The 26563-nt window shown below is 68.8% G+C and carries 18 protein-coding genes and 2 pseudogenes; 18 read left to right on the top strand and 2 right to left on the bottom strand.

Going from position 1 to position 26563, the window contains the following annotated elements; genetic code table 11:
- Positions 1-20: 20 nt before the first annotated feature.
- The 3 genes from rpmI to LMQ14_RS15175 all read left to right on the top strand — a co-directional run bounded on the left by rpmI (position 21) and on the right by LMQ14_RS15175 (position 1491).
- Positions 21-215 carry a 50S ribosomal protein L35 gene (rpmI, locus tag LMQ14_RS15185; RefSeq protein WP_267730407.1) on the top strand — a complete coding sequence of 65 codons (195 nt, stop codon included), beginning with the start codon at positions 21-23 and terminating at the stop codon, positions 213-215.
- Positions 216-304: 89 nt separating this feature from the next.
- Positions 305-694 (top strand): 50S ribosomal protein L20, encoded by a 390-nt coding sequence (gene rplT, locus LMQ14_RS15180; protein ID WP_036468879.1) that lies wholly within the window; start codon positions 305-307, stop codon positions 692-694.
- 5 nt (positions 695-699) lie between these two features.
- A complete protein-coding gene (locus LMQ14_RS15175; RefSeq protein ID WP_267730406.1) occupies positions 700-1491 on the top strand; it encodes a TrmH family RNA methyltransferase in 792 nt (263 codons plus the stop codon).
- Here LMQ14_RS15175 and LMQ14_RS15170 read toward each other — a convergent pair.
- The gene (locus LMQ14_RS15170; protein ID WP_267730405.1) at positions 1488-2507 is read right to left on the bottom strand and encodes an oxygenase MpaB family protein; all 1020 of its coding nucleotides are present in this window, start codon (positions 2505-2507) and stop codon (positions 1488-1490) included. The two genes, LMQ14_RS15175 and LMQ14_RS15170, sit on opposite strands and share 4 nt — an antisense overlap.
- Before the next feature lie 316 nt (positions 2508-2823).
- Here LMQ14_RS15170 and LMQ14_RS15165 point away from each other — a divergent pair, with 316 nt between their 5' ends.
- The 4 genes from LMQ14_RS15165 (at position 2824) to pheT (ending at position 8176) form a co-directional block, all read left to right on the top strand.
- On the top strand, positions 2824-3615 hold the full coding sequence (locus LMQ14_RS15165; protein ID WP_324291137.1) for an adenylate/guanylate cyclase domain-containing protein: 792 nt from the start codon (positions 2824-2826) through the stop codon (positions 3613-3615).
- Positions 3616-3672: 57 nt separating this feature from the next.
- Positions 3673-4494 carry a rhomboid-like protein gene (locus tag LMQ14_RS15160; RefSeq protein ID WP_267730404.1) on the top strand — a complete coding sequence of 274 codons (822 nt, stop codon included), beginning with the start codon at positions 3673-3675 and terminating at the stop codon, positions 4492-4494.
- Positions 4495-4637: 143 nt separating this feature from the next.
- Complete coding sequence (gene pheS, locus LMQ14_RS15155) at positions 4638-5681, top strand: phenylalanine--tRNA ligase subunit alpha (protein ID WP_267730403.1); 1044 nt, start codon at positions 4638-4640, stop codon at positions 5679-5681.
- Positions 5681-8176, top strand: coding sequence for a phenylalanine--tRNA ligase subunit beta (gene pheT / locus LMQ14_RS15150; RefSeq protein WP_267730402.1), 2496 nt, complete (start codon positions 5681-5683; stop codon positions 8174-8176). The genes pheS and pheT overlap by 1 nt, the downstream gene beginning before the upstream one ends.
- 3 nt (positions 8177-8179) lie before the next feature.
- Here the strand turns inward: pheT and LMQ14_RS15145 are convergent, their stop codons facing one another.
- Complete coding sequence (locus tag LMQ14_RS15145) at positions 8180-10156, bottom strand: MFS transporter (RefSeq protein WP_267730401.1); 1977 nt, start codon at positions 10154-10156, stop codon at positions 8180-8182.
- Between the two features lie 112 nt (positions 10157-10268).
- Here LMQ14_RS15145 and argC point away from each other — a divergent pair.
- The 11 genes and pseudogenes from argC (at position 10269) to LMQ14_RS15095 (ending at position 26563) form a co-directional block, all read left to right on the top strand.
- Positions 10269-11328, top strand: a pseudogene (gene argC / locus LMQ14_RS15140) (N-acetyl-gamma-glutamyl-phosphate reductase).
- Positions 11325-12539: a bifunctional glutamate N-acetyltransferase/amino-acid acetyltransferase ArgJ gene (argJ, locus tag LMQ14_RS15135; RefSeq protein WP_267730399.1), complete on the top strand. Its 1215-nt coding sequence runs from the start codon at positions 11325-11327 to the stop codon at positions 12537-12539. The pseudogene argC and the gene argJ overlap by 4 nt, the downstream one beginning before the upstream one ends.
- Positions 12536-13426: an acetylglutamate kinase gene (gene argB / locus LMQ14_RS15130; RefSeq protein ID WP_267730398.1), complete on the top strand. Its 891-nt coding sequence runs from the start codon at positions 12536-12538 to the stop codon at positions 13424-13426. Before argJ ends, argB begins: the two co-directional genes overlap by 4 nt.
- A gap of 42 nt (positions 13427-13468) precedes the next feature.
- Positions 13469-14665 carry an acetylornithine transaminase gene (locus LMQ14_RS15125; RefSeq protein WP_267730397.1) on the top strand — a complete coding sequence of 399 codons (1197 nt, stop codon included), beginning with the start codon at positions 13469-13471 and terminating at the stop codon, positions 14663-14665.
- Positions 14658-15584, top strand: a complete 927-nt coding sequence (argF, locus tag LMQ14_RS15120; RefSeq protein WP_267730396.1) for an ornithine carbamoyltransferase — start codon at positions 14658-14660, stop codon at positions 15582-15584. The genes LMQ14_RS15125 and argF overlap by 8 nt, the downstream gene beginning before the upstream one ends.
- Positions 15585-15587: 3 nt before the next feature.
- Positions 15588-15656 (top strand): annotated as a pseudogene (locus LMQ14_RS28280) (16S rRNA (guanine(966)-N(2))-methyltransferase RsmD); the annotation flags it as partial.
- A gap of 1 nt (position 15657) precedes the next feature.
- Entirely contained in the window at positions 15658-16152 is a 495-nt protein-coding gene (locus tag LMQ14_RS15115; RefSeq protein ID WP_267730395.1) for an arginine repressor, read from the top strand.
- 15 nt (positions 16153-16167) lie between these two features.
- Complete coding sequence (locus LMQ14_RS15110; protein WP_267730394.1) at positions 16168-17391, top strand: argininosuccinate synthase; 1224 nt, start codon at positions 16168-16170, stop codon at positions 17389-17391.
- On the top strand, positions 17388-18812 hold the full coding sequence (gene argH, locus LMQ14_RS15105) for an argininosuccinate lyase (protein WP_267730393.1): 1425 nt from the start codon (positions 17388-17390) through the stop codon (positions 18810-18812). The genes LMQ14_RS15110 and argH overlap by 4 nt, the downstream gene beginning before the upstream one ends.
- A 150-nt stretch (positions 18813-18962) precedes the next feature.
- Positions 18963-20024, top strand: coding sequence for a type III polyketide synthase (locus LMQ14_RS15100; protein ID WP_267730392.1), 1062 nt, complete (start codon positions 18963-18965; stop codon positions 20022-20024).
- 131 nt (positions 20025-20155) lie between these two features.
- Positions 20156-26563, top strand: a complete 6408-nt coding sequence (locus LMQ14_RS15095; RefSeq protein WP_267730391.1) for a type I polyketide synthase — start codon at positions 20156-20158, stop codon at positions 26561-26563.

Below are 26563 nucleotides of genomic sequence, written 5' to 3'. Positions count from 1 at the left end.
TAGCCAGAACTAGAGGAAACATGCCCAAGGCCAAGTCCCACAGCGGCGCGACCAAGCGATTCCGGCGTACCGGGACCGGAAAGATCGTCCGCCAGAAAGTCAATCGTCGACACCTGCTCGAGCACAAGCCGAGCAAGCGCACCCGGCGGCTCGACGGCCGTACCGAAGTTGCGGCCAACGACACCAAGCGCGTCAACGCGATGCTGAACGGCTGACCTTCGACAAGCCGAGCGCCGGCCAGGGCATACACCGACCTGGCACCGGCACCCCGACCATTTACGTCTGAACGAGAGTAGGAACATCCATGGCACGCGTGAAGCGGGCAGTCAACGCCCACAAGAAGAGGCGCAGCGTCCTGACGGCCTCGAAGGGCTATCGCGGCCAGCGGTCTCGGCTCTACCGCAAAGCCAAAGAGCAGCAGCTGCATTCGTTGCAGTACGCGTATCGCGACCGGCGCGCACGCAAGGGCGAGTTCCGCAAATTGTGGATCTCGCGGATCAATGCGGCGGCGCGCGCCAACGACATCACCTACAACCGGCTGATCCAGGGTCTCAAGGCCGCCGGCGTGGAAGTGGACCGCAAAAACCTTGCCGACATTGCGATCACCGATCCGGCAGCGTTCACCGCGCTGGTCGATGTCGCCCGGGCGGCACTGCCCAAGGACGTCAACGCGCCCTCCGGAGAAGCTGCTTAACCCCGGTGCTCACCGAACGCTCGGCCCGGGTGGCCGCGGCGGTCAAATTGCATCGCCATGTCGTGCGACGACGGGCGAACCAGTTCCTGGCCGAAGGCCAAAACCTGGTTGAGGCGGCGTCGGCGCGCGGATTGGTCCGCGAGGTGTTCGTCACCGAACTGGCCGCGCAGCGGCACGCCACATTGTTGGCCACCCAGCACTCTCCGGTGCATGTCGTCACCGACCGCGCGGCAAAAGCGTTGTCCGACACCGTAACTCCGGCGGGGCTGGTGGCGGTGTGCGATATGCCGGCGACCGGACTGCACCAGGCGCTGGCCGGCTCGCCGCGCTTGGTCGCGGTGGCCGTCGAGATCGGCGAGCCGGGCAACGCGGGCACGCTGATCCGCCTCGCCGACGCCATGGGCGCCGCGGCGGTGATTCTGGCCGGCCACAGCGTCGACCCCTACAACGGCAAATGCCTGCGCGCGTCGGCCGGCAGCATATTCTCGCTTCCGGTCATCGCCGAACCCGACGTCGACGCGGTCCTGGGCGCCGTGCGCGCCGCCGGGCTGCAGGCGCTGGCCACCACGGTCGATGGCGGGACGCGTCTGGACGAGGCCGACGAGCTACTGGCCACGCCCACGGCGTGGCTGTTCGGCCCCGAATCGCACGGCTTGCCCGAAGAGATCACCGACCAGGCGGACCATCGCGTGCGTATCCCGATGTCGGGTGGCGCGGAGAGCCTGAACGTGGCTGCCGCCGCGGCGATCTGTCTGTACCAGAGCGCACAGGCGCTGGGTGTGCTGCAGGGCTTTTAGGCGGCCCTGCGGCGGCTTCCGGCGGGTCGCAGCCCGGCCAGCGACAGGGTGGTGTGCACCAGCGAGCCGGCCCGCTCGATCAACGACTTGCGCGGCGGGAAGTAATGCATCGGCAGCCCGCGGCGATCGCGCGGCGGCGCCATGAACTCGGGCGCCTCGACCAGCGGCGCGTCCATCGGCGACCGGCCCTCCGCGCGGCGGTAGGCGGCCAGCGCCCGCGGGTGCAGCCGGATTTCGTCGGGCACCGCCAGGAATGCCAGTGCGATCAGCTTGCCGAACACGCGCAGCAAGATTTCGTCGCCCGGCGTCCAGCGCATGCCCGCCTTCTCGCGCACCGCGGGCTCGAATAGCCCGGCCGCGATCCAGCGCTGTCCGGCCACCAGCGGCTTGAAGATCTGGTCCCAGATCGGCGTGGGCATCAGCACGAACCTCGGCTTCGGAATGCGTATCCGGAAGATGTCCAGCGTCGCCTGGTTGATCTCCAGCTCGTCGCGGCAGACCCGGTCCCAGTACTCCTGGAACTCCTCCCAGGATTGCGGCACCGGCCGCATGCTCATGCCGTACATCCGGTACCACTGCACGTGCTCGTCGAACAGCTGGCGTTTCTCGGCCTCGGTCAGGCCACCGCAGAAGTATTCGGCGACCTTGACGATGAGCATGAAGAACGTGGCGTGCGCCCAGTAGAAGGTCTCGGGGTTCAGCGCGTGGTAGCGACGGCCTTCGGCATCAATTCCCTTGATGGTGTCGTGGTAGTGCTTGATCTGCGCACCGGTCAGCGGCGCGCGCTCGCCGTCGTAGACCACGCCCATGATCGGGTACACCGACCGGGCTACCCGCTGCAGGGGCTCGCGCAGCAGGATCGAATGCTCCTCGACGCCCGCACCGAGCTGTGGGTACATGTTCTGGATCGCCCCGATCCAGACGCCCATCATGCCGGTGCGCAGATCGCCAAAGTACTTCCAGGTGAGGGAATCTGGTCCAAGCGGATCAGCGGATGTAGTCGATGCGGTAGTCATCACGACCTCCTACTTCCTGACTGACCTCACGATAACTTTGACAACAGACGTTGTCTACGATTTCGGCGCGCGCCACGCGAAGCTGTTACCGAGATTCCACAGGGGTGTGGCGACGTCGTGATCAGTCGCTTTGATGCGACGTCCGACACAAACCGGACAGGCGTCATTGCCCGGCTTCGGTGAAACTACTTACCCTTGCCAGGTGGAACTCGCGCCGCGCGATCCGGATCCGGGCGAGTCGTTAGAACAGGACTCCGAATCGGTGACGACGGCGACGCCTCCCGGCTCGACCTCTTTTTCGGGACGACAACCTGCGGTGTCGAAACACGCCGCGGCCCAGTGGTGGCAGAACGCCAATCGCAGCCCGGGCGTGGTGGCGTTCATCCGGCGGGCGCGGCGGATGCTGCCCGGGGACCCCGAATTCGGTGACCCGCTCTCGACGGCGGGCGACGGCGGCCCGCGAGCGGCGGCCCGCGCCGCCGACCGGCTGCTGGGGGATCGCGACGCGGCCTCGCGCGAGGTCAGTTTGAGCGTGCTGCAGGTATGGCAGGCGCTCACCGAGGCGGTGTCGCGACGGCCGGCGAATCCGGAGGTGACGCTGGTCTTCACCGACCTGGTCGGCTTCTCGACGTGGTCGCTGCAGGCCGGTGACGATGCGGCGCTGACCCTGCTGCGCCAGGTGGCCCGCGCCGTGGAGCCGCCGTTGCTCGATGCCGGCGGGCACATCGTCAAACGGATGGGTGACGGCATCATGGCGGTGTTCCGGCGCCCGGACGTGGCGGTGCGCGCCGTGGTGGCCGCCGACGAGGCGATGCGAGAAGTCGAGGTGGCGGGCTACCGGCCGCGGATGCGGGTCGGAATCCACACCGGCCGGCCGCAGCGGTTGGCCGCCGACTGGCTCGGCGTCGACGTCAATATCGCGGCTCGGGTGATGGATCGCGCCACCAAAGGCGGGATCATGATTTCGAGTTCGGCGCTGGATCTGATCCCGCAGAGCGAGCTGGACGCGTTGGGCGTCGTCGCTAAACGCGCACGTAAATCCATGTTTACACCTAAGACCCCGGGCATCCCGCCGGACTTAGCGATATATCGTCTCGAATACTCTTAGCAAGTTGACAGCGTCCCATCACAGGGACGAAACAATTTAGCCGTCATAATGGATTCAATGTTGGGGGGATTCTTTTCCGGGCTTGGCCGGGTCCGTTTCACCGTGGGGTACGTCGCGGTTCTGCTTGCGGTCAGCTGCGCCATCTTGGTGCTCGGCCAGCACGCGCATGACGTCATCGTCCAGCGCGCCAGCACCAACCTGCACAACCTGGCGCACGGACACATCGGCACGCTGCTGGGCAGTGCGCTGGTCGTCGACGCCGGTCCGCTCTACTTCTGGCTGCCCTTCCTGACCTGCCTGCTGGCCCTGGCGGAGCTACATCTGCAGACCATTCGCCTGGTGATTGCCTTCGTGGTCGGCCACATCGGCGCGACGCTGGTGGTGGCCGCCGCTCTTGCCTCCGCGGTCGAGTTCGGCTGGCTGCCGATATCCATCGCACGGGCCAGTGACGTCGGGATGAGCTATGGCGCGCTCGCCGTGCTCGGCGCGATGACGGCGGCGATACCGCAGCAGTGGCGTCCGGCGTGGGTCGGCTGGTGGATCTCGGCGGGCCTGGTCTCGGCGATCGTCGGCGCCGACTTCACCTCCGCCGGGCACACCGTCGCCGTGATCCTGGGCGTGCTGGTATCCGCCCGGTTCCGTCAACCGATCCGCTGGACTCCGGTGCTGATGGCGATGCTGGTGGCGTCGTCGGGCTTCGGTTTCCTGGTGCTGGCTCACCACTGGGGCACGATGGCCGCGGCTCCGGTCGTCGGGACCCTCGGAGCGTTCGTGGCCTACAAGATCGGCCAGCTCAGGGCCGTGCGCACCAGACTGCCGGCTTCCGCCGCAGACGACGACGAAGCGCTTAGCGGCCGGCAGCCCGCGCTGGTCGGCTAACCCTTCGGTCGTCACCGAAGCGCGTTCAGTTCACCGAACTCGGTCACATATGATCGGCACTCGACCCGTGCCGCGCTCAAGCCCGCCCCGTTCGGCGACGATCCGGTCCGGAACAGCCTCGTCAGCAAGGAGAGTGCCGCCGCGTGGGTGATCAACCCGTCGACCTGTCGCCGAAAGCGTTGGCCGAGGCAGTCGGTGCAGCGCGGCAGGCCATCGGGCTCGCCGAAACCCTGGACGCGCTGGCAGTGATCAAGACCGAGCACCTCGGCGACCGCTCGCCGGTCGCGCTGGCGCGCCAAGCGCTGGGCACGCTGCCCAAAGAGGAGCGCTCCGATGCCGGCAAGCGCGTCAACACCGCGCGCGGCGAGGTGCAGGCTGCCTACGACGAACGGCTGGCAGTGCTGCGCGCCGAGCGCGACGCGGCCGTGCTGGTCGCCGAAAGCATCGACGTCACACTGCCGTCGACGCGCCAGCCGCCCGGTGCCCGGCATCCGATCACGATCCTGGCCGAACACGTCGCCGACACCTTCATCGCGATGGGGTGGGAGCTGGCCGAAGGCCCCGAGGTCGAAACCGAACAATTCAACTTCGACGCCCTCAACTTCCCGCCCGATCACCCCGCGCGCAGCGAGCAGGACACCTTCTACGTCGCGCCGGAGGATTCCCGCCAGCTGCTGCGCACCCACACCTCGCCGGTTCAGGTCCGGACTCTGCTGGAGCGCGAGCTGCCGGTCTACATCGTCTCGATCGGCCGCACATTTCGCACCGACGAACTCGACTCCACCCACACGCCGGTGTTCCACCAAGTCGAGGGCCTGGCCGTAGACCGGGGTCTGTCGATGGCGCACCTGCGCGGGACGCTGGACGCATTCGCCCGCGCGGAGTTCGGCCCCGAGGCGCGCACCCGGATCCGGCCGCACTTCTTCCCGTTCACCGAGCCGTCCGCCGAGGTCGACGTGTGGTTCGTCGGCAAAAAGGGCGGTGCCGGCTGGGTGGAATGGGGCGGCTGCGGGATGGTTCATCCAAACGTGTTGCGCGCGGCGGGAATTGATCCCGAGGTCTACTCGGGCTTCGCATTCGGGATGGGCCTGGAACGCACCCTGCAGTTCCGCAACGGTATCCCCGACATGCGTGACATGGTCGAAGGTGACATCCGGTTCTCGTTGCCGTTCGGGGTGGGGCTCTGATGCGAATTCCGTACGGTTGGCTGCGCGAGGTTGTCGCCGCCGGAGCACCGGGTTGGGATGTCAGCGCCGGCGATCTCGAGCAGACGCTGGTGCGCATCGGCCATGAAGTCGAAGAAGTCATCACCCTGGGTCCGGTCGACGGCCCGCTGACCGTGGGCCGGGTGTCCGCTATCGAGGAGCTCACCGAATTCAAGAAGCCGATCCGCGCCTGCCTGGTCGACGTCGGCGACGGTGTAGAGCATGGAATCGTCTGCGGTGCAACGAACTTCGCAGTCGGCGATCTGGTGGTGGTGGCGCTACCCGGCACCACGCTGCCCGGCGGCTTCGCGATCACCGCCCGCAAGACCTACGGCCGCAACTCCGACGGAATGATCTGCTCGGCATCCGAACTCGGCTTGGGCACTGATCATTCCGGGATTCTGGTGCTGCCCCCGGGGACCGCCGAACCGGGCGCCGGCGGCGCCGAAGTGCTCGGACTGGACGACGTGGTCTTCAACCTCGCCATCACCCCCGACCGCGGCTACTGCATGTCGGTGCGCGGCCTGGCCCGCGAGATCGCCTGCGCCTACGACCTGAACTTCGTCGACCCGGCCTCTGATGTCGTGGTCAAGCCGCTGCCGGCCGACGGTCAGGCGTGGCCGCTGACCGTGCAGCCCGAAACCGGCGTGCGCCGGTTCGCGCTGCGGCCGGTCACGGGGATCGATCCCGCCGCGGTGTCGCCGTGGTGGCTGCAGCGCCGGCTGCTGCTTTCAGGCATCCGCGCCACGTCCCCGGCCGTGGACGTGACCAACTACGTGATGCTGGAACTGGGTCACCCGATGCACGCGCACGACCGCAACCGCATCACCGGCGGCTTCAAGGTGCGGTTCGCGGAGCCCGGCGAGACGGTCGTCACGCTGGATGACGTGGCGCGCAAACTCGATCCGGCGGACGTGCTGATCGTCGACGACGTCGCGACGACCGCGATCGGTGGCGTGATGGGTGCGGCAAGCACCGAGGTGCGCGCCGATTCCACCGACGTGCTGCTGGAGGCCGCGGTGTGGGATCCGGCCGCCATTTCACGCACCCAACGCCGCCTGCATCTGCCCAGTGAGGCCGCCCGTCGCTACGAGCGGGCCGTCGACCCGGCCATTTCGGTGGCCGCGCTGGACCGCTGCGCCGCACTGCTGGCCGATATCGCCGGGGGAGCGGTGTCGCCGACCCTGACCGATTGGCGAGGGGACCCGCCGCGGGACGACTGGTCGTTACCGCCGATCTCCATCGCCGCCGATTTGCCGGACCGTTTCGCGGGCGTGGCGTACGCCGCGGGCACCACCGTTCGGCGCCTCACCCAAATCGGCGCTGCGGTAACCGAAAACGGTGACACGCTGACCGCGACACCACCGAGCTGGCGGCCCGACTTGTTGCAGCCCGCCGACCTCGTCGAGGAGGTGCTGCGGCTGGAGGGCCTGGAGGTCATTCCGTCGGTGCTGCCGCCGGCGCCGGCGGGCCGCGGACTGACACCGGTGCAGAAACGCCGGCGCGCGATCGGCAAGTCACTCGCCCAGTCCGGATACGTCGAGATCCTGCCGACCCCGTTCCTGCCGGCCGGGGTGTTCGACCTCTGGGGCCTGCCGGCCGACGACCCGCGCCGCACGGCGACCCGGGTGCTCAACGCGCTGGACGCGGATCGCCCGGAGCTGGCCACCACGCTGCTGCCCGGATTGCTGGAGGCGTTGGCGCGCAACGTATCCCGAGGACTGGTTGACGCCGCGCTGTATGCCGTCGCCCAGGTGGTGCAGCCGACCGAGCAGACCCGCGGTGTCGAGCTGATCCCCGTCGACCGACGGCCGACCGACGACGAGATCGCGACGCTCGACGCGTCGCTGCCCCGCCAGCCCCAGCACGTCGCCGCGGTGTTGGCCGGGCTGCGCGAACCGCGCGGGCCGTGGGGCCCCGGGCGCGCGGTCGATGCCGCCGATGCTTTCGAGGCGGTGCGAATCATCGCTCGCGCCAGTGGAATTGACGTCACGCTGCGGGCGGCCCAGTATCTGCCGTGGCATCCCGGCCGGTGCGCCGAGGTCCTCGTCGCGGACACCGTGATCGGCCATGCCGGTCAACTGCATCCGGCCGTCGTCGAGCGTTCGGGCCTGCCGAAGGGGACCTGCGCCGTCGAGCTCACCCTCGACGCGCTTCCGATCACCGAGCTGTTGCCGGCGCCCAAAGTGTCGCCGTTCCCCGCGGTCTTTCAGGACCTCAGCCTGGTGGTGCCCGCGGACGTGCCGGCCCAGGCGGTGGCCGACGCGGTGCGTGAGGGGGCCGGCGAGCTGCTCGAAGACATGCAGCTGTTCGACGTGTTCACCGGCCCGCAGATCGGCGAGGACCGCAAGTCGCTGACCTTCGCGCTGCGGTTCCGCGCGCCGGATCGCACACTGACCGAAGACGACGCCAGTGCGGCCCGGGATGCCGCGGTGCGCCGCGCCGCCGAGGCGGTGGGCGCCGAAATACGCGCCTAGGCTTCAGGTTTGGGCGACGGCAGCGCGCAGTCGTTCGCCGGGCAGTCGCCACAGCACGGTGCCCGCGGTGGCGGTGGCCGTCGCGGCGCGGGTCGCGCCCGGCCGCAACACGGCGACTTCGCCGAAAATCCTGCCCGGGCCCAGCGCGCGAATGCGTTCACCGGCCCGGTCGAAGTCGACGCGGCCGTCGACGATGAAGTACGCGTCGTGGGCGGGGTCGTTCTCGCCGAACACGACGGTGGGGGCGTCATATCCCTCGGTGGTCGCCGCGGCGGCCAGGTCGCGGATGGTGTCGGCGGGCAGGGCGGCCAACAAGGGTGCACCCGCCAGCGCGGCATCGCGGTCGTCGGCGGTTGCGGGCATGTTCGCTTCCCGCTCGGTGGTTGCCGTGTTGATGGTTTGACCCGTCGGGTCGAATCCGGTCAGCACCGTCAGGAAGGCCCGCCGCGGGAGGACCCAGAGCCGGCAGTCGGCGGTGGCCCGCACGGTAGCGGTGCGGGGGGTGTCGCGCAGCAGGGCGAGTTCGCCGAAGAAGTCGCCCGCACCAAGCGAGCGAACGTGGCGCCCGTCGACGCACACGTCGAGTTTGCCGGACTCCACGATGTAGAAGGAGTCGCCGTACTCGCCTTGGTAGGTCACGACCTCGCCGGCACCGACGTCTTGGCTGTAGATCTGGGTGGCGATCCGTTCCCGCAGCACGTTGGTCAGCGGCGCAAACAGCGCGATGTCGTCGAGAGCGCCGACCCGCTGACGCGTCGCCGCGACCCTGGCGTCGGTTCGCAGCAACGAGCGCGCAACACCGAGCGTGGCGAGCACCGTGAGCACGGCCAGCGCCAGCAGGCTGGTGCGCAGCGACCACCCTTGGGTGACGCGCGTGGTGGCCCACGCGCCCGCGGCCATCGCGAACTGGCTGAGGCCCTCGACCGCCCCGAGCACCCGGCCACCCGCCGACAACGGAATCAGACTTTGGATTTGCACCTGACCGGCCATCATCACCAGAGCGCTGCCGGCACCGAACGCGACGGTGGCGGCGAGCACGACGACGTAATGCGGCGCGGCCGCCATCAGCGTGAGCGCTATCGCCATGACGCCCCCGGCCACGACGAACCAGGGCCCAAGCCGGCGATTGCCGATCGCGCCGAGCGCCAACCCGCCGAGCAATCCGCCGCCGGCGATCAGCGCGGTGAGCACGCCGGGTCCGGCCTGTCCCCAGTGCAGCAGGTCGATCGCCAACGGCACGACGAAAACTTCGCTTGCCGCCAGCATCAGGAAGGCCAGCGCGGTCACGACAACGATCGAGCGCAAATGGGGTCCGGCGACGGTCCGGACCCCTCTGGCGGCTTCGCCCAGCGCGTGCCGCGGACGGTCGCCGGTGGCGCCATCGAGGCGATCCGCGACGTCCACCCGGACCGTCATGACTGCGCCTATCGAACCCAGGGCGAGCACCGCGGCGACGGTGACCGCGATCGCGGGGGTGGTGCAGGCCAGCATCAGGCCACCCGCGACCGGTCCGATCAGGATGCCAACCTTGTCCGCGGTGCCCAGCGCTGCGTGGCCCCTGACCAAGTCCTGGGGTCGCTGGGTGATCGAGGGGAGCAGCGCGGCGGTCGTCGGTCGGACGAACATCGCGGAGATGCCCTCGACGGCTATGACCGCGACCAGGATGGATACCGTCGGGATGAACACCGCCGAGACCGCCGTGACCACAATCGCCACGAAGCGGATGGCAAACACCGCGGTGAGGATGCGTTCGCGGGCGTACCTGTCGATGATGTAGCCCAGCGCGGGCGACAGCAGCGCCGCCGGCAACACCGCGGCGACGCTGATGGCTCCGACCGCGCCCACCCCGGCAAGGGTGAACGCGTAAACCATTGTGACCGTGTACCACATCCATTCCGCAACGGTCGCCAGCAGGCGCCCCACCACGAGCCGTTGCAGCTTGATGTTCCGCGACACCGACTCGGGGGCATGAAGGTGCACCCATCCCACATACCCTCACCGAGTAACGCGGACGTTCACGACAAGCGAAAACGCAGGGTTGAGTTCGCCCACGAGGACGCCGCGGCATGAATTTGCAATCAATCGCATAACCATGCAGAATCGGCTAAATGGCCGACGTAATAAGGGTCGCGGTTGCCGGTGCCAGCGGCTACGCGGGCGGGGAGATCCTGCGCCTGCTGCTCGGGCACCCGGCCTACGCCGACGGCCGGCTCACGATCGGTTCGGTGACCGCCGCCGCCAGTGCCGGCAGCACGCTCGGCGAGCATCACCCACATCTCACGCCGCTGGCCCAGCGCGTGGTCGAGCCCACCGAACTAGACGTGCTGCGCGGCCACGACGTGGTCTTTCTGGGCTTGCCGCACGGACATTCGGCGGCGCTGGCCGAGCAGCTCGGCCCCGAAACCCTGGTCATCGACTGCGGCGCGGACTTCCGGCTCACCGATCCCGCGGCGTGGGAACGGTTCTACGGATCCCCGCATGCCGGCAGCTGGCCCTACGGCCTGCCGGAATTGCCCGGGGCCCGGGAGCGGCTGCGCGGCGCCCGCCGCATCGCGGTGCCGGGCTGCTATCCGACCGCGGCGCTGCTGGCATTGCTGCCCGCGGTCGCCGAGGATCTGGTCGAACCCGCCGTCACCGTGGTCGCCGTCAGTGGCACCTCGGGGGCCGGTCGCGCCGCCAAGGCCGACCTGCTCGGCTCCGAGGTCATCGGATCGGCGCGGGCTTACAACATCGCGGGAGCCCACCGGCACACACCCGAGATCGCGCAGGGGCTGCGGGCGGTCACCAATCGCGACGTCACGGTGTCGTTCACCCCGGTGCTCATCCCGACCTCCCGCGGCATCCTGGCCACCTGCACCGCGCGCACTCGGGCGCCGCTCTCGCAGCTGCGTGCTGCATACGAAAAGGCTTACGATGCAGAGCATTTCATCTACCTGATGCCCGAAGGCCAGCTGCCCCGCACCGGCTCGGTGATCGGCAGCAACGCCGCGCACGTCGCCGTCGCGGTCGACGAGGACGCCGAGACGTTCGTCGCGATCGCCGCGATCGACAATCTGGTCAAGGGCACCGGCGGCGCGGCAGTGCAGTCGATGAACCTGGCGCTGGGTTGGCCAGAGGCAGAAGGACTTTCGGTCGTCGGAGTGGCGCCGTGACCGACGAGGGCGCGACGCGGCTGGTGCGCACCCAAGGTGTCACCGCGGCCGCCGGCTTTCGCGCGGCCGGAATCGCGGCCGGAATCAAGGCTTCCGGGGCACCCGACCTGGCACTGGTCTTCAACGAAGGACCCGACTATGCGGCCGCCGGGGTGTTCACCCGCAACCAGGTCAAGGCCGCGCCGGTGCTCTGGACCCAGCAGGTGCTCACCACCGGAGCGCTGCGCGCGGTGATCCTCAACTCCGGGGGCGCCAACGCCTGCACCGGGCCGGGCGGCTTCCAGGACAGCCACGCGACCGCCGAAGCGGTCGCGACCGCATTGTCGGACTGGGGCACCGAGACCGGCGCGGTCGAGGTCGCCGTGTGCTCCACCGGGATCATCGGCGACCGGTTGCCGATGGATAAGGTGCTCGAGGGCGTCACACACATCGTGCACGAAATGCATGGTGGGCTCAGCGGCGGCGACGAGGCTGCGCAGGCCATCATGACCACCGACACGGTGCCCAAAAAGGTTGCGCTGCATCATCAAAACAACTGGACGGTCGGCGGCATGGCCAAGGGTGCGGGCATGATGGCGCCATCGCTGGCCACGATGCTGTGCGTGCTGACCACCGACGCCGTCGCCGACGCCACGGCGCTTGACCAGGCGCTGCGCCGGGCGAGCCTGCGCACCTTCGATCGGCTCGACATCGACGGCTGCTGTTCGACCAACGACACCGTGCTGCTGCTGGCCTCCGGCGCCAGCGGGGTCGCGCCGTCGCAGGCCGAGCTCGACGAGGCGGTGCGGCAGGTCTGCGATGACCTGTGCGCGCAGCTGCAAGCCGACGCCGAGGGCGTGACCAAGCGCGTCATCGTGACGGTGATCGGCGCCCGCTCGGAGGACGACGCCTTCTTGGCCGCGCGCGCGGTCGCCCGCGACAGCCTGGTCAAGACCGCGATGTTCGGGTCGGATCCCAACTGGGGCCGGGTGGTGGCGGCCGTCGGCCTGGCGCCCGGAGTCACCATTGACCCTGATCGAATCACCGTGTCGTTCAACGGGTTTACCGTCTGCGTCAATGGTACCGGCGCTCCGGGTTCGCGCGACGTGGACCTGTCCGGGACCGACATCGACGTCATCGTCGACCTCGGCCTCGGCGACGGCTACGCCGCGATCCGCACCACCGATCTGTCGCACGCCTACGTCGAAGAGAATTCGGCCTACAGCACATGACGACGAACGTCGACGACTTACCCACCCAGGCCAAGGCGCAGGTACTGGCCGAGGCGTTGCCCTGGCTCAAGCAGTTGCACGGCAAAATCGTCGTGGTCAAGTACGGCGGCAACGCGATGATCGACGAGTCGCTGCGCCAGGCGTTCGCCGCCGACATGGCGTTCCTGCGCAACTGCGGAATCCACCCCGTGGTCGTGCACGGCGGTGGGCCGCAGATCACCGCCATGCTGCGCCGGCTCGGCATCGACAAGGGTGACTTCAAGGGCGGATTCCGGGTCACCACACCGGAAGTCCTCGATGTCGCGCGGATGGTGCTGTTCGGACAGGTGGGACGCGAACTGGTCAACTTGATCAACGCTCACGGGCCGTACGCCGTGGGCATCACCGGCGAGGACGCTCAGCTGTTCACCGCGGTGCGGCGCAGCGTCACCCTCGACGGCGTGGTCACCGACATCGGCCTGGTCGGCGACGTCGATCGGGTCAACACCGCCGCAGTGCTGGATCTGATTGCGGCACGGCGTATTCCGGTGGTATCGACGCTCGCGCCGGATGCCGAGGGTGTGGTGCACAATATCAACGCCGACACCGCCGCGGCGGCGCTGGCCGAAGCGCTGGGAGCCGAAAAACTGTTGATGCTCACCGATGTAGAGGGCATATACACCGACTGGCCGGATCGCGACTCGTTGGTCAGCGAGATCGATACGGCGAGCTTGACCCAACTGCTGCCCACCTTCGAGTCCGGCATGATCCCGAAAGTCGAGGCCTGCCTTCGTGCCGTCGCGGGGGGTGTGCCCAGCGCCCACGTCATCGACGGCCGGGTCCAGCACTGCGTGCTGGTGGAACTCTTCACCCCGGAAGGCACCGGCACCAAGGTGGTGCCCGCGTGACGACGACGATGCAGAGCGCAGCGATGCTGAGGAGCGGCACCATTGACTAAGACGAACACCGACACCATGCGGCAGCGGTGGGAAGCCGTGATGATGAACAACTACGGCACCCCGCCGGTGGCATTGGCCAGTGGCGCGGGCGCCGTGGTCACCGATGTGGACGGCAAGAGCTACCTCGACCTGCTTGCCGGCATCGCGGTCAACGTGCTCGGCCATGGTCACCCGGCCCTGGTCGAGGCCGTCACGCAGCAGCTCTCGACGCTGGGGCACACCTCGAACCTGTACGCCACCGAACCCGGTGTCGCGCTGGCCGAGGAATTGGTGGCCGCGCTCGGCACCGACACCCCGACCCGGGTGTTCTTCTGCAATTCGGGCACCGAAGCCAACGAGATGGCGTTCAAGTTGTCCCGGCTCACCGGTCGCACGAAATTGGTTGCCGCGCAAGAGGGTTTCCACGGTCGCACGATGGGCTCGCTCGCGCTGACCGGCCAGCCGGCCAAGCAGGCGCCGTTCGAGCCGTTGCCCGGCGACATCACGCATGTGCCCTACGGCGACGCCGACGCGCTGGCGGCCGCCGTCGGCGACGACACCGCGGCGGTATTCCTGGAGCCGATCATGGGGGAGAGCGGTGTCGTCGTCCCGCCCGAGGGCTACCTGGCGGCGGCGCGCGAGATCACCGCCCGGCACGGCGCCCTGCTGGTGCTCGACGAGGTGCAGACCGGAATCGGGCGCACCGGAGCCTTTTTCGCACATCAGCACGACGGCATCACCCCCGATGTGGTGACCCTGGCCAAGGGGCTCGGCGGCGGACTGCCGATCGGAGCGGTGCTGGCCGTCGGGCCCGCGGCCGAACTGTTGACACCCGGCCTGCACGGCAGCACCTTCGGCGGCAACCCGGTGTGCACGGCCGCCGCCCGTGCGGTGCTGCGGGTGCTGGTCGACGACGACCTGATCCGGCGTGCCGAGGTGTTGGGCAAGTCGCTGCGCCAGGGGATCGAATCCCTGGGCCACCCGCTGATCGACCACACCCGCGGCCGTGGCCTGTTGTGCGGCGTGGTGCTGACCGCCCCGCGCGCCAAGGCCGTCGAGGCCGCCGCGCGCGACGCCGGCTTCCTGGTCAACGCCACCGGACCCGACGTGATCCGGTTGGCGCCGCCGCTGGTGATCACCGAAGCCCAGATCGACAGCTTCCTCACCGCGCTGCCGGGCATTCTCGAGGCGGTGGGCGCAGGTGCCTAGACACTTCCTGCGCGACGACGACCTGTCGCCGGCCGAACAGGCCGAGGTCCTCGAGCTGGCCGCGGAGCTGAAGAAGAACCCGTTCAGCCGGCGTCCGCTCGACGGGCCGCGCGGCGTCGCGGTGCTGTTCGACAAGAACTCCACCCGCACCCGGTTCTCCTTCGAGGTGGGCATCGCGCAGCTGGGTGGCCACCCCGTCGTCGTCGACAGCAGCAGCACCCAGCTGGGCCGCGACGAGACGTTGCAGGACACCGCGCAGGTGCTGTCCCGCTACGTCGACGCGATCGTGTGGCGGACCTTCGGGCAGGACCGGTTAGAGGCCATGGCCTCGACCGCGACGGTGCCGGTGGTCAACGCGCTGTCCAACGAGTTCCACCCCTGCCAGGTGCTGGCCGATCTGCAGACCATCGCCGAGCACAAGGGATCGCTGCCGGGCCTAGCGCTGTCCTACTTCGGCGACGGCGCCAACAACATGGCGCATTCGTTGATGCTCGGCGCGGTCACCGCCGGGATGCACGTCACTATCGCGGCCCCGGACGGTTTCACGCCGGACCAGGCCGTGGTGGCCGCCGCCGAGCGGCGCGCCGCGGACACCGGCGCCTCGGTCACCGTGACCGCCGACGCCGACGGCGCCGCCGCGGGTGCCGACGTGTTGGTGACCGACACCTGGACGTCGATGGGACAAGAAGCCGACGGGCTGGACCGGGTCGAACCGTTTCGGCCGTTCCAGGTCAACACCCGGTTGCTGGGCCTGGCGAACGCGGAAGCCATTGTGCTGCACTGCCTTCCGGCGCACCGCGGCGACGAGATCACCGACGAGGTGATGGACGGGCTGGCCAGCGCGGTGTGGGACGAGGCCGAAAACCGGCTGCACGCCCAGAAGGCGCTGCTGGTGTGGCTGCTGGAGCGGTCCCGATGACGCCGCGCCGTCGACGATGCAGTGGGGGCACCTCCCGCTTGCGGGGGACGCAGCGATGCGGAGGAGCGGCGCAATGACGCGGAGCAAGGCCACCGCCGAGACCACCCGGGCAGGGCGGCAGGCCCGCATCGTGGCGATCCTGTCGTCGTCGTCGATCAGCAGCCAGAGCGAGCTGGCGGTACGGCTGGCCGACGAGGGCATCGACGTCACCCAGGCCACCCTGTCGCGCGATCTCGAAGAGCTCGGCGCGGTGAAGCTGCGCGGCGCCGACGGCGGCGTCGGGGTCTACATTGTCCCGGAGGACGGCAGCCCGGTGCGCGGCGTGTCCGGGGGCACCGCGCGGCTGTCGCGGCTGCTGAGCGAGCTGCTGGTGTCCACGGATGCCAGCGCGAACCTGGCCGTGCTGCGAACTCCGCCGGGCGCAGCTGACTATTTAGCCAGCGCAATCGATCGTGCGGCGCTACCGTACGTCGTCGGCACCATCGCCGGTGATGACACTCTCTTCGTGGCCGCTCGGGAGCCGATGACCGGCGCCGAGCTGGCCCGAACTCTGGAAAACCTCAAATAGTTTGGAGATTGATTCATGTCAGAGCGCGTCATCCTGGCGTATTCCGGCGGTCTGGACACCTCGGTGGCGATCAGCTGGATAGGCAAGGAGACCGGCCGTGAGGTCGTGGCGGTCGCGATCGACCTCGGCCAGGGCGGCGAGGACATGGACGTCATTCGGCAGCGCGCGCTGGACTGCGGCGCGGTCGAGGCGGTCGTCGTCGATGCCCGCGACGAGTTCGCGGACGGGTACTGCCTGCCCACCATCCTGAACAACGCGCTCTACATGGATCGCTACCCGCTGGTGTCGGCGATCAGCCGGCCACTGATCGTCAAGCACCTGGTCGCCGCCGCCCGCGAGCACGGTGGCGGCATCGTGGCGCACGGCTGTACCGGCAAGGGCAACGACCAGGTCCGGTTCGAGGTCGGATTCGCTTCGCTGGCACCGGATTTGGAGGTGCTGGCGCCGGTCCGCGACTACGCGTGGACACGGGAGAAGGCGATCGCGTTCGCCGAAGAGAACGACATCCCGATCAACGTCAGCAAGCGTTCGCCGTTCTCGATCGACCAGAACGTGTGGGGCCGCGCGGTGGAAACCGGCTTCCTGGAACACCTTTGGAACGCGCCCACCAAGGACGTCTACTCCTACACCGAAGACCCCACGCTCAACTGGAGCACGCCCGACGAGGTGATCATCGGATTCGAGCGCGGTGTGCCGGTCTCGATCGACGGCAAGCCGGTGACGGTGCTGGGAGCCATCGAGGAACTCAACGCGCGCGCCGGCGCCCAGGGCGTCGGGCGCCTCGACGTCGTCGAGGACCGGCTGGTGGGCATCAAGAGCCGCGAAATCTACGAGGCGCCCGGCGCGATGGTGCTGATCACCGCCCACACCGAACTCGAACACGTCACGCTGGAGCGCGAGCTGGCCCGGTTCAAACGGCAGACCGACCAGCGTTGGGGCGAGCTGGTGTACGACGGACTGTGGTACTCGCCGCTGAAGATCGCGCTGGAGTCGTTCGTCGCCAAGACGCAGGAACACGTGTCCGGCGAAATCCGATTGGTGTTGCACGGCGGGCACATTGCGGTCAATGGTCGGCGCAGCGCGGAATCGCTGTACGACTTCAACCTGGCCACCTACGACGAGGGCGACACCTTCGACCAGTCGAAGGCGAAGGGTTTCGTCTACGTGCACGGCCTGTCCTCCAAGCTCGCCGCCCGCCGGGACTTGGTTTCCGGTGAAAAAGCCGCCGAAGAACAGTGAGCACTCGCGAGGGTTCGCTGTGGGGCGGGCGGTTCGCCGACGGTCCGTCTGACGCGCTGGCCGCGCTGAGCAAGTCCACCCACTTCGACTGGGTGCTGGCGCCCTACGACATCATCGCGTCGCGCGCGCACACCATCGTGCTGTTCCGGGCCGGCCTGCTCACCGAGGAACAGCGCGACGGCCTGCTGGTCGGGCTGGACAGCCTCGCCGAGGACATCGCCGACGGCAGTTTCGGCCCGCTGGTGACCGACGAGGACGTGCACGGCGCGCTGGAGCGGGGGCTGATCGACCGGGTCGGGCCCGACTTGGGTGGCCGGCTGCGGGCCGGCCGGTCCCGCAACGACCAGGTGGCCACGCTGTTCCGGATGTGGCTGCGCGACGCGGTGCGCCGGGTCGCCGCCGGGGCGCTGGACGTCGTGGCTGCGCTGGCCGCCCAGGCCGAAGCCCATCCGACGGCGGTCATGCCCGGCAAGACGCACATGCAGTCCGCCCAGCCGATCCTGCTGGCCCATCACCTGCTCGCGCACGCCCACCCGTTGCTGCGCGACGTGGACCGCATCGCCGACTTCGACAAGCGCGCGGCGATCTCGCCCTACGGCTCCGGAGCGCTGGCCGGGTCGTCGCTGGGCCTGGATCCCGACGCGATCGCCGCGGACCTGGGTTTCACGGCCGCCGCCGCCAATTCCGTCGACGCCACCGCCGCCCGGGACTTTGCTGCCGAGGCGGCGTTCGTGTTGGCCATGATCGGCGTGGACCTGTCCCGGCTGGCCGAGGACATCATCATCTGGAGCTCGACGGAGTTCGGCTACGTCACGCTGCACGATTCCTGGTCGACCGGCAGCTCGATCATGCCGCAGAAGAAGAACCCGGACATCGCCGAACTGGCCCGCGGTAAGTCGGGGCGGCTGATCGGGAACCTGGCCGGCCTGCTGGCGACGCTGAAGGCGCTGCCGCTGGCCTACAACCGTGACCTGCAGGAAGACAAGGAGCCGGTGTTCGATTCGGTGGCCCAGCTGGAGCTGTTGTTGCCGGCGATGGCCGGGCTGGTGGGCAGCCTGACGTTCCACGTCGAGCGCATGGCGGAGCTGGCGCCGGCCGGCTACACGCTGGCCACCGACATCGCCGAGTGGCTGGTCCGCCAGGGAGTGCCATTTCGGTCGGCCCACGAGGCCGCGGGTGCCGCCGTGCGCGCCGCCGAGGGCCGCAGTGTCGGGCTTGAGGAGCTGACCGACGACGAGCTGGCGGCCATCAGCCCCGAGCTGACGCCCCAGGTCCGTGAGGTGCTGACCGTCGAGGGGTCGGTGTCGTCCCGCGACGCCCGCGGCGGCACCTCGCCCGGGCAGGTCGCCGTCCAATTGCGCGGCGTCCTGGACAGCTCTGCTCAGCTGCGGTTGCGGCTGGCCGAACAGTTCGAAGGCTGACTCGCGCCGCGGAACCACACTTTGCTGTGGCCATTCTCTCAGGTCAGCGGCTTATTGCGGCGCCGCTGGCGAAGGAGGAATAAACTAGCAGCTCGTAGCCACTGGGTTGAACCCGTCGACCTGCATGTTCGTCACCAAGGGGTGGGACCAATGAGCGTCATCGCAGGCGTATCCGGCGCGTTGCCGCCGTATCGCTATTCCCAGCGCGAACTCACCGACTTTTTCCTCAGCATTCCGGGGTTTGAGGACTACGAGGACATCGTCCGGCAGCTGCACACCAGCGCCAAGGTCAACAGCCGCCATCTGGTCATCCCGCTGGAGCGCTATCCCCGGCTGACCGACTTCGGTATGGCCAACCAGATCTACATCGACAACGCCGTTGAGCTGGGCTGCGAGGCGCTGTCCGGCGCGCTGGACGACGCGGGCCTCAAACCGAGCGACCTCGACGTGCTGATCACGACGACGGTCACCGGGTTGGCGGTCCCGTCCATCGACGCCCGGATCGCCGGGCGGCTCGGGCTGCGCGACGATGTGCGGCGGGTGCCGCTGTTCGGCCTGGGTTGCGTGGCCGGGGCGGCCGGTGTGGCCCGGCTGAACGACTATCTGCGCGGCGACCCGGATGGCGTGGCCGCGCTGATCTCCGTCGAGCTCTGCTCGCTGACCTACCCGGGATACAAGCCCTCGCTGGCCGGTCTGGTCGGCAGCGCGCTGTTTGCTGACGGCGCCGCGTCGGTTGTTGCCGTCGGCGAGAATCGCGCCGCGCAGATCGGCGCCGGCGGCCCCGACGTGCTGGATTCGCGCAGCCATCTGTACCCGGATTCGTTGCGCACGATGGGCTACGACGTCGGCACCGAGGGCTTCGAGCTGGTGCTGTCGAAGGACGTCGCGGCGGTCGTCGAGCAATACATCGAAGACGACGTCACCGAGTTTCTCGGGGCGCACGGCCTGACCGCGACGGACATCGGCGCCTTTGTCAGCCACCCCGGCGGTCCCAAGGTGATCGAGGCGATCACCGCGGCACTGAGCCTGCCCCCGGACGCCCTGGAACTGACGTGGCGATCGCTCGGCGAGATCGGCAACCTCTCGTCGGCGTCGGTGCTGCATGTCCTGCGCGACACCATCGCCAAGAAGCCGCCCAGCGGAAGCCCGGGCCTGATGCTCGCGATGGGGCCCGGCTTCTGCTCGGAGCTCGTATTGCTGCGCTGGCATTGATGATCGGCGGAGCGAATGAAGGCGGTCAGCCGAACCGTTGAGTTCGCGTTTCCGGGATGCCGATATCTTGCAGATAAGCGCGATTACGCAGCTTTGCCCGTTCGGTCGGGCAGCACGGAAGGCCAGGTTGCATGAATAGCACTCCTGAAGAGCTGGTCAAGGCCCTCCGCGCGTCGCTCAAGGAAAACGAGCGGCTGAAGCGAGAGAACCGCGAGTACCTGGCTTTGCTAACCAAGGAAGCGACCGAGCCGGTGGCCGTGGTGGGAATGGCCTGCCGGTATCCGGGCGGAGTGGACTCCCCGGAGGCCTTGTGGGAGATGGTCGTTGAGGGCCGCGACGTCGTGACCGACTTTCCGGCCGACCGCGGGTGGGATCTGGCCGACCTGTTCGATCCCGATCCCGACGCGACCGGCAAGTCGTACAACCGCTGCGGCGGATTCCTCTCGGATGTCGCCGATTTCGATGCCGCGTTCTTCGGAATCGCCCCCAGCGAGGCGCTGGCGATGGACCCACAGCAGCGCCTGTTGCTGGAAGTGTCGTGGGAGGCGTTGGAGCGGGCCGGGATCGACCCGGTCACGCTGCGAGGTTCGCCCACGGGTGTGTTTGTCGGCATCTTCCACGGCTCGTATGGGGGCCAGGGCCGCGTCCCCGGTGACCTGGAGCGGTACGGGCTGCGCGGTTCGACGCTGAGTGTCGCGTCGGGGCGGGTCGCGTACTCACTGGGGCTGGAGGGCCCGGCGGTGTCCGTGGACACGGCGTGCTCGTCGTCGCTGGTGGCCTTGCACCTGGCCGCGCGGTCGCTGCGTTCCGGCGAGTGCGATGTCGCCCTGGTCGGCGGCGTGACCGTGATGGCCACCCCGGCGATGTTCGTCGAGTTCAGCCGGCAGCGGGCGCTGTCCACCGATGGTCGATGCAAGGCGTATGCCGGTGCCGCCGACGGAACCGGTTTCTCCGAGGGCGTCGGCGCGCTGGTGGTGGAGCGGCTGGCCGATGCGCGGCGGTTGGGGCATCGGGTCTTGGCGGTGGTGCGGGGTTCCGCGGTCAATCAGGACGGCGCCTCCAACGGGTTGGCGACGCCCAACGGGCCGGCGCAGCAGCGGGTGATCCGGGCCGCACTGGAGAGTGCGCGGCTGGGTACGGCGGACGTGGATCTGGTCGAGGGGCACGGGACCGGCACCACGCTGGGCGACCCGATCGAAGCCCAGGCGATCTTGGCGACCTACGGGCAGGACCGCCCGGCCGAGCAGCCGCTGTGGCTGGGCTCGATCAAGTCGAACATGGGCCACACGTCGGCGGCGGCGGGCGTCGCCGGTGTGATCAAGATGGTGCAGGCGATGCAACACGGCGTGATGCCAAAGACGCTGCACGTGGATGTGCCTACGCCGCACGTGGATTGGTCGGCGGGAGCGGTGTCGCTGCTGACCGATCAGCGGTCGTGGCCGCCGGTGGATCGGCCCCGCCGGGCCGGGGTGTCGTCGTTCGGGATCAGCGGGACCAACGCGCATGTGATCGTGGAACAAGCCCCCATGCAGGATTTGCCGGCGGAAAACGTTGGCGCGCCGCCCGATAGCGACATGCCAATAGCTCCGTGGGTGTTGTCTGCCCGGTCCGCCGAGGCACTGGCGGGCCAAGCGCAGCGGCTGCTGGCGCACGTGCAGGCCGATCCGCAGCTCGGTGTGGCCGACGTCGGGTGGTCGCTGGTGTCGACCCGCTCGGTGTTCGAGCATCGGGCGGTGGTCGTCGGCGCCCGCGACGAGCTGATCGCGGGGCTGGCCGGGCTGGCCGCCGGCGAGCCGGGTGCCAACGTCGCGGTGGGTCGCGCGCAGGCCGTCGGCAAGACGGTGTTCGTGTTTCCCGGACAGGGCTCGCAATGGATCGGCATGGGAGCTCAATTACTGGACAGCTCACCGGTATTCGCCGAGCAGCTGAACCGGTGCGAGAAGGCGCTCGGTGAGTACGTGGAGTGGTCGCTGATCGATGTGATCCGAGGCGCGGCGGGTGCCCCGGGACTCGATCGGGTTGACGTGGTGCAGCCGGTGCTCTGGGCGATGATGGTGTCGCTGGCCGAACTGTGGCGCTCGGTGGGTGTGCATCCCGATGCGGTCATCGGCCACTCACAGGGCGAGATCGCGGCGGCATACGTCGCCGGTGCGCTGTCGTTGGAAGATGCCGCGCGGGTGGTGGCGCTGCGCAGCCGGCTGCTGGTGCAGCTGTCCGGGGCCGGGGGCATGGTCTCGCTGGCGTGCGGCCTGACGCAGGCGCGTGATCTGTTGGCACCCGCCGGTGATCGCCTGAATATCGCTGCGGTCAATGGTGTTTCGGCAATCGTCGTCTCCGGTGAGGTGGATGCCCTCGAGGAGTTGATGCGCCGGTGCGAGAGTGCGGACGTGCGTGCCCGCCGGATCGACGTGGACTATGCCTCGCACTCGGCGCAGATCGACGCGATTCGCGAGCCGCTCGCGAAGGCCTTGAGCGGCATCGAGCCGAGATCGTCGTCCGTCACTTTCTTCTCCACCGTCACCGGCGAACCCGTCGACACCGCGGGACTGAACGCCGACTACTGGTTCCGCAGCATCCGGCAGACCGTGCAATTCGAGCAGGCCGTGCGGACCGCGAGCGATGCCGGTTATCGGGTGTTCATCGAGTCCAGCCCGCATCCGGTGCTGGTCGCCGGCATCGAAGACACCGTCACCGATCGGAATCTCGCCGATGCCATCGTGATTCCGTCGCTGGGCCGTGACGATGGCGGGCTGGACAGGTTCTGGTTGTCCGCGGGTCAGGCCCACGCCGCGGGTGTGGCGGTGGATTGGCGTTCGGTGTTTTCTGGCGCCCGCCAAGTCGCGTTGCCGACGTATGCATTCCAGGGCCGTCGATTCTGGTTGCCGCCGTTGGGCATTGGTGGCAGCGACCTGGGCGGATTGGGTTTGGCCGGGGCCGAACACGGCTTGCTGGGCGCGGTGGTGCAGCGGCCCGATTCCGGTGCGGTGGTGCTGACCGGCCGGCTGTCGCTGGCGGCACAGCCGTGGCTGACCGATCACGCGGTGGCCGGCGTGGTGTTGTTCCCCGGCGCCGGGTTCGTGGAACTGGCGTTGCGGGCCGGCGACGAGGTTGGCTGTTCCGTCGTCGACGAGTTGACGCTGTCGGCGCCGCTGCTGTTGCCGGCGTCCGACGGGGTTCAGGTGCAGGTCGTGGTGGGTGCCGCGGGTAGTTCGGGCCGCCGATCGGTGTCGGTGTATTCACGTGGCATGCAACCTGATTCGGAATGGGCATTACATGCCGAGGGCGCGTTGAGCACGGCCGCGGACAATCGGGCTGCGGACTTGTCGGTATGGCCCCCGGTCGGCGCGGTCGCGGTGGACGTCGCCGACGCGTACCAGCAACTGACCGGGCGGGGCTACCAGTACGGTCCGGCGTTTCAAGGCCTGCAGGCCATGTGGCGGCTGGGCAACGAGGTCTTCGCCGAAGTCGCCGTGCCCGAGGTCGCCGGAGTGAAGGTCGACGGTTTCGGAATCCATCCGGTTCTCGTCGATGCCGCGCTGCACGCGATGGGAGTCGTCGGCGACCAGGCCGAGACCATGCTGCCGTTCTCCTGGCAGGGAGTGTGTTTGCATGCCGCCGGGGCGTCCCGGGCGCGGGTGCGGATAGCACCGGTGGGCGTGAGCGCGGTGTCGGTCGACCTGGCCGACGGAGCCGGCCTGCCGATTCTGTCGGTGCGCGAGTTGGTGGTTCGGCCCGTCTCGGCGGCCCAGCTGACGGCGGTGGCCTCCGCGCCCCGGGCCGGCGGTGGGCTGCTGGAGGTGACCTGGTCGCCGGTCTCCTTGCCGCCCAATGGTATTGGCGGCGACGACCTGACGGTGTGGTCGCCGAGCTCCGGTGACACGGTCGAATCGGTGTACACGGCCACGCATGAGGCGTTGGGCGTGCTGCAGTCGTGGCTGGCGGGGGACGACGCGCGGGTGCTGGTCGTGCTGACTCATGATGCGGTAGGGCTGGCCGGTGAAGACGTCGCGGATTTGGCGGGCGCCGCGGTGTGGGGGTTGGTGCGTTCGGCGCAGGCCGAGCAGCCCGGCCGGGTGGTGCTGGTCGATTCCGACGGATCGTTGGACATCGCCGACGTCGCCGGTTGTGGCGAACCGCAATTGGTGGTGCGCTCCGGCGTCGCGCACGGCGCGCGACTGACCCCGTCGCGGTCGGTGGCGACGCTGCCGGCCGGACAGTGGCGAATGAGCGTCGGCGGCGGCGGCACCCTGGAGGATCTGGTGGTACGTCCGCTCCCTCGTGCGGAGGTGGCGGCCGGGCAGGTGCGGGTGGCGGTCGCCGCGGTCGGGGTGAATTTCCGGGATGTGTTGGTGGCGTTGAGGATGTATCCCGGCGGCGGCGAGCTCGGCGTCGAGGGCTCCGGCGTGATCGTCGAGGTCGGTCCCGGCGTCCAAGGACTTTGCGTCGGCGACGCCGTGATGGGCTTGTTGGGGGTCGTCGGTTCCGAGGCAATCGTGGACGCGCGACTGGTGACCACGGTGCCCGCGGGATGGTCGCTGCCCCAAGCCGCGAGCGTGCCGGTGGTGTTCTTGACCGCCCTCTACGGATTGTCGGTGCTGGCCGGCGTCAAGGCCGGGGACAAGGTACTGGTGCACGCCGCCACCGGCGGGGTAGGGATGGCGGCCGTGCAGTTGGCCCGGCACTGGGGTGCCGAGGTGTTCGCCACCGCGAGCCGCGGCAAGTGGGACACGTTGCGCGCGATGGGGTTTGACGACGACCACATCGGCGATACCCGGAGCGTGGATTTCGAGGAGAAGTTTCTGGCCAGCACCGGCGGCGCCGGGGTCGATGTGGTGCTCAATTCGCTGGCCGGGGAGTTTCTCGACGCCTCGTTGCGGTTGCTGGTCGGCGACGGACGTTTCATCGAGATGGGCAAGACCGACCTTCGCGACCCCGCCTCGATGGCTCCGGGCGTGATGTACCGGGCCTTCGACCTGATCGAGGCCGGCCCAGATCTCACCTCGACCATGCTCTCCGACCTGATGGCGTTGTTTGACACCGGCGTGTTGAAACCATTGCCAGTCAAGGCATTTGATGTGCGAAATGCCTCGTCGGCATATCGGTTCGTCAGCCAGGCCCGCCACACCGGCAAGGTGGTGCTGACCATTCCCGACGGTCCCGGCGACGCGGTGCTCACGGGTTCGGGCGGCGGCCTGGCCGGTGGCAGCGTGCTGATCACCGGGGGCACCGGGATGGCCGGCTCCGCGGTGGCCGCACATCTGGTGGCCCGCTATGGGGTGGCCCATGTGGTGTTGGCTAGCCGCAGCGGCGGCCACGGAGCCGGGGTTGCGGAGCTGACGAAGCGGCTCACCGACGCCGGTGCCCAGGTGTCGGTGGCGGCCTGCGATGTGGCCGATCGGGATGCCTTGGCGGCGTTGATCGCTGAGTTGCCCGCGCAGTATCCGCTCAAGGGCGTGTTCCACGCCGCTGGGGTGCTCGACGACGGGTTGATCGCCTCCTTGACGCCGCAGCGAATGGACACGGTGCTGCGGGCGAAGGTCGACGGCGCCTGGAACCTGCACGAGCTGACCCGCGACATGGATCTGTCGGCGTTCGTGATGTTCTCTTCGATGGCCGGGATCGTGGGTTCCCCGGGCCAGGGCAACTACGCGGCGGCAAACAGCTTCCTCGACGAGTTGGCCGCCTCTCGGCGTGCCCGGGGCCTGGCGGGGTTGTCGGTGGCCTGGGGGCTCTGGGAACAGGCCAGCGGCATGACCCAACACCTCGACGAACGCGACAAGGCGCGGATGAGTCGAATCGGGCTCGCGCCCATGGCAACCGAGCAGGCCCTGCGACTTTTCGATACCGCGATGCTGGCCGACCGTCCCGCGGTGGTCGCCGCGCGCATCGACCCCGGCGCGCTGGCGGACAACGGCGCCACGCTGCCTCCGCTGCTGAGTCAGCTCGTCGCCCGCCCCATCCGGCGCGTCATCGACGAGTCCGACACCACGTCGGCGTCGATGACCAGCCTCGTCGCCCGCCTGCAGAGTCTGTCGGCCGAACAGCGACACAGCGAACTGGTGGACCTGGTCTGCCGCAACGCCGCCACCGTGCTGGGCCGTCCCAACGCCGCGGACATCAACGCGGCAAGCGTCTTCCAAGACCTCGGGTTCGACTCACTGACCGCCGTCGAACTGCGCAACCGGCTCAAAACCGCTAGCGGGCTTACCCTTTCGCCGACGCTGATCTTCGACTATCCGACACCGATCGTGCTGGCCGAACACCTCGACACCCGGCTGGTGGTTGCGACCACTCCCGCCGAGCAGCCCAACCTGATGGCCCGCTTCAACGACATCACCCGGGAGCTGCAAACGCTGCTGAACCAACCCGAGTGGCAGCCCGTGGACAAGACGCACCTGACCACCCGCATCCAGACGCTGCTGACCACGCTCAGCGCCCAACTGGATCCATACGACCAGCAGGAAGCCGATGACGAGGACATCCACAGTGCCAGCGAGAGCGAACTGTTCGCCATCCTCGACGAAGAACTCGGCTCGTAA

Source organism: Mycobacterium sp. Aquia_213, from assembly GCF_026625985.1.
Taxonomy (GTDB): domain Bacteria; phylum Actinomycetota; class Actinomycetes; order Mycobacteriales; family Mycobacteriaceae; genus Mycobacterium.
The sequence above is the reverse complement of the archived record's forward strand: the minus strand, read 5'-3'. Positions and strand labels throughout refer to the sequence as shown.